The following is a 4,556-nucleotide window of genomic DNA, read 5'->3' as shown; positions in this document are numbered from 1 at the left end:
ATTGTTTATCTTTACTTAATTTACTTCGTTTCATACTTAAATTTTAACAAATTTAAGTTATCTAGGACAGCCCCATTTTCTATTATAGCATATTAGACGAATAATGTTTTAAAAAGTTTTAAATTTTTCAAAAATATTAGATTTGGTATGATTTGTGTTATGTAAATTAGAGTTTATTATCAAAAATATAAAAGACTTTATTTATTTTAAAAAAATCTAAAAGAATGTTGACTTTTGAATAGCATGCTTTATAATAAAATAAATTCTTAAATACATTTAAATTTGTATTTAAATGTTATAATACATTTAAATAAAATCGCATATTTGGTTTAGTGAGAATATATTAACATCACAAAATGTTAATAAATAAATATTTTATAAGGAGTTCTAACTATGAACAAAAAAATTTTAACAATCATTTTTACACTTTTTGTAGCTGGTCTTTTGACTGTAAGCTGTTCTTCTAAGGACAAAACAGGCCCAAGCAGCGATAATGGCGGCGGTACTACAGGACTTCCAGCTGTTACTATAACAGATGGCGAGGGAGTACGTGAGAGTTATAGACACTATAAATATGCTCCTACATCATCACCATTTGTTTTGACACCTAGTGAAGGTCAAGCTATAAATCTTACTTCTGAAAGTGACTTTGTACTAAGTACAGCTCAAGAAGATCCAAGCTTGAAAGATGCAAATGCAGGCGGTATTTTAATAAAAATGCCTAGATTAAAAGAATTAGGATTTACATCTGATCTTATAAGAATACCTGCAAAAAATATACAACATCACACATATGGACATGATATACATACGCTTTATGTTTTCAGTAATACTGATGAAAAATTAGAGTATGTTGAATTAAAAGTTAAAAATTTAAAGATGGATACTTTTATAGAAATTAATACAGATGGTTCTATTATATTAACAAAAACTACAAAAGAAAAAGATAAGGATGCAGTAACTGTAACTTATAATTTAACATTTGATAGAACAAAAAATATTCAAGCTAATGCAAGTGTAACTCCTATAGATGGTACTCCAGTAGATCCTAATTATTAATATTGATAAATGACTTAGTGTCAATTATATTGAGATTAGACTTATATTTTTTTAATAATTCTTTATCGAAAAAGGGTTTTACTTATTCCACAAGAAGTAAAGCCCTTTGATTTTTAATAGTATAAATAATGGGTTAAATATATATTTAATAATAATTTTTAAATACTAGAATTTAAATATAAAAGCGAGTCGTAGCCAGCTAGTGAGTTTACTCACTAGCTTATTGTAGGTGTAGACGAGCATAACAATAATAAAAAATAATAAATTTTTAAAAAGGGTTATAACGATGAAGAAAATAAATTTAATTTTTGATTTATCTTTTTTAATATTTTTATTTTCTCAAATTTCTTATGCTCAAAATAATTCTATTATGGTGCCTGAATATGGTACTGGAATCAATAAAAGTTGGGACGATAGATTTTGTGTAGGTTTTGTAGAAGTAACTAAAAACGGTGATTCTTTAGGACAAACACAAATGAGCGTTTTGGGTTCAAGAAATACATACAGAAATAAAGGTTCTTTATTAATTAAATTGCCTTTATTTAATTTGAATATCAATTCTGAAATAGAGGCAAAAAATATAGTTGAGGTTTCTTCATCAGAATTTTCTATACAGGCAGTAATGTATGCTGTAAATAGTGATACTCCTATTTTATTTAAAACTTCAACTTTTAGATATCAAGTATCAGAACTTTATATAAATGCTCATCTAATAATAGAAAAAGATATTTATTTTGTAAAAGGTACTTTAAGACATAATCCTAAATTTAGAGAATAAAATTAATTATCTATTAAGGATTAATGCCGTATTTTTATAAGGTTTGTTTGTATATAAATATATTATAGACAAGCCTTATACTATAAAAAAGGAGATTATATAATGAAATCTAAATTATTAATAATAATATTTTCAATATTGGCAATGATATTTATTTCTTGTCAAAGCAAAGACGACAGTTGGTTTAAAAATGTTGGCAATAAATTTTATACTAATACTAAAAGTCAATCTATATTATTTATAGCTGACAGAGTTTTAGTGGGAGATGAAAAAACTGTGATTGATCCTGTAGGTTCATTGATTACTTTAGCAACAACTTCTGTAAAAGAAATAAAAAGTAAAAATGAAGCTGTATACACTATGGAGTTTTTTGGAAATCAGGATTTCAATTTCAAATTGGAAGGAAATACTCTTAATGCTGTTATTAATGGGGAAGATGTAAAATTCTATTATAATGATGAGCTTACAAAAAAATATAATACTAATATCACAGCTATGCAAAAATGGATTGAAGAATATAATGCTACTAATACCCAAAATTAATTTATAATATAAGCTATATAAACAACTATATTTTGTATAAAAATAAAATTACAGAATATAGTTGTTTAATTATTGAGCTTAAATTAATTAAAATTCTATATAATTATTTTTAGCGTCTATTAAACCAGTTTTTATTTCACATTTGAAAAATTTTGATAATAATTCGCTTAATTCATCTCTTGCCTTAATAGCCTTATCATCATTAACGCCAATAAAAGCATCTATTGGAAATATTATATTTGAAGAAGTTTCAATAATTTTTCCATGTTCGCTTTGTCTCCATATCCATCTTCTTGTTCTTACATCATTAGAAGTAACATATACTAATTCATTATTATCAACTTCTTCTGTATTAGTTTCTCCAAATGGAAGAAATATATCACCATTAACAGAGTATCTTATATAAAAATCTTCTTTCATAGAGTCCAAATCATGAGCCCCCATTGGAAGTTTATATTTGATAGATACTGCATTTACTAAATCTACTACTGCATTTATTTCAGGCATACCTTTCTTTTTTGATATTCTAGTAAGAAGTGCCTCTATAGAACACATAAATTTATTAGGATTAATATTAAGTTTTTGAAAAGCTTCTCTGTAGCATTTTATATATTCGCTTTCTTTTACTTTTATATTTTCAAAGTCTTTTTCAGCATTTGTTATACTATCTTTAAGCATAGAAGAAATTTCATCTATTTTTTTGCTATTGTCTATTCCTTTTGCAACTATAACAGCAACACACATATCATTTAAAGTTTCAAATACTTTATTTTCTATAACGAATTTCATTTAAGAACTCCTAACATAAAATTATTGGATTAATTTCTTTTTTATCAAATGTTTTTATTTATCGCTTTTTTTTATTAAAGATTTAATATATGAATATGTATTTCTTTCCCAGAATACTCCGTCCATAAAACCTTGTATAGTTTTATTTGTATGAGATCTTTCCAGTCTATACTCTGTAAGTGCAGCATAATATTTATCCATTTCTATAGATACATATTTTCTATTTAATTTATTTGCAACAACAGGAGTAGTTCCGCTTCCGCAAAACGGATCAAAAACTATATCATTTTCTTTGGAGCTTGCAAGTATTAATTTTGCAATTAACTTTTCAGGTTTTTGGGTAGGGTGAGTGGTATTTTCTGACATAGACCAATAAGGTACACTAATATCGTCCCAAAAATTAGAAGGGTGAGTTAATCTAAATTTACCTTCTTGAGTTTCTTCCCAATCTTTTGGCTTTCCTTCTTCTCTGTATGGTGCTATAACTCTTCTTTTCATTTTCACTGCTTCTATATTAAAATAATATTCATTAGATACAGTGGCAAACCATACATCTTCAAGAGAATTTTTCCAATTAAATTTAGCTCCTCTGCCTTTTTCTCTTTGCCAAGTAATTCTATTTCTTACGATAAAATATTTGGTGAGTACATCATAAACAGCAGCACTGGAGAATAAATCGCAGCAAACATATATGGACGCTGTTTTTTTTAAATGAGGTATAATCAAACTTATAAAAGAATCTATATATTGAAGATAATCATCATCAGATTTCTTTCTAAAATTAAGATTGCCGAAATCTTTATTTAAATTATATGGCGGGTCTATAATAGTTAAGTCTATAAAATTATCTGGAAGATATTCTATAGACTTAAAAAAATCATCACATATTGTCTTGTTAATAATAAATTCAAGACTTGTTTTTTCTTTTAAACTTACTAAACGCTGAGAAAATTTTTGAGAATCATTTTCATCTAAAATTATAGTTTTATTCTTAGACGAACGTCGTTGATCCATAAATTACTTTTTCAAACCATAACGTTTTTTGAATTTATCTACTCTACCAGCTGTATCAAGAATTTTCTGTTTTCCAGTAAAGAAAGGGTGGCAATTATGGCAAATATCAACGTGTAGACTTTTCTGTACTGAGTGAATTTTAAAATTAGCACCACAAGCACAGTTTACATCTGTTTCAAAATATTGTGGGTGTATATCTTTTTTCATTTGTTATTCTCCATTAAAGTATATAATTCTTCGTAAGAACATATTATACAATAAACTTATCATTTTTGCAATAGTATATAAAAATAAATTCTGTTTAAGAGCCATAGATATTGCACACTTTTAGTTTAAAAAAAGAAGGTATTCCTTATAATTTAAATTACTAGAA

6 protein-coding genes are annotated in these 4,556 nt (G+C 26.0%); 3 read left to right on the top strand and 3 right to left on the bottom strand.

The features are described 5' to 3' along the window. Positions 1-393: 393 nt before the first annotated feature. From Q0K52_RS14565 to Q0K52_RS14555, 3 genes are all read left to right on the top strand, one after another. Positions 394-1,059 (top strand): hypothetical protein, encoded by a 666-nt coding sequence (locus tag Q0K52_RS14565; protein ID WP_297300606.1) that lies wholly within the window; start codon positions 394-396, stop codon positions 1,057-1,059. A gap of 286 nt (positions 1,060-1,345) precedes the next feature. Next, a complete protein-coding gene (locus tag Q0K52_RS14560; protein ID WP_297300605.1) occupies positions 1,346-1,837 on the top strand; it encodes a hypothetical protein in 492 nt (163 codons plus the stop codon). Between the two features lie 102 nt (positions 1,838-1,939). Next, complete coding sequence (locus tag Q0K52_RS14555) at positions 1,940-2,380, top strand: hypothetical protein (RefSeq protein WP_297300604.1); 441 nt, start codon at positions 1,940-1,942, stop codon at positions 2,378-2,380. Positions 2,381-2,467: 87 nt separating this feature from the next. On the opposite strand, the gene Q0K52_RS14550 is transcribed toward Q0K52_RS14555, so the two are convergent. Genes Q0K52_RS14550 through rpmE form a run of 3 tightly spaced genes read right to left on the bottom strand, consistent with a single transcriptional unit; the run spans position 2,468 to position 4,390 of the window. Beyond that, positions 2,468-3,169 (bottom strand): B3/4 domain-containing protein, encoded by a 702-nt coding sequence (locus tag Q0K52_RS14550; protein WP_297300603.1) that lies wholly within the window; start codon positions 3,167-3,169, stop codon positions 2,468-2,470. 54 nt (positions 3,170-3,223) lie between these two features. After that, a complete protein-coding gene (locus Q0K52_RS14545; protein ID WP_297300602.1) occupies positions 3,224-4,183 on the bottom strand; it encodes a site-specific DNA-methyltransferase in 960 nt (319 codons plus the stop codon). Positions 4,184-4,186: 3 nt separating this feature from the next. Further along, complete coding sequence (gene rpmE / locus Q0K52_RS14540) at positions 4,187-4,390, bottom strand: 50S ribosomal protein L31 (protein ID WP_020004042.1); 204 nt, start codon at positions 4,388-4,390, stop codon at positions 4,187-4,189. Between the last annotated feature and the right edge of the window lie 166 nt (positions 4,391-4,556).

The sequence above is a fragment of the uncultured Brachyspira sp. genome, from assembly GCF_944390845.1.
GTDB classification, from domain to species: Bacteria; Spirochaetota; Brachyspiria; order Brachyspirales; family Brachyspiraceae; genus Brachyspira; species Brachyspira pulli.
This window is presented reverse-complemented; position numbering and strand designations above follow the sequence as displayed.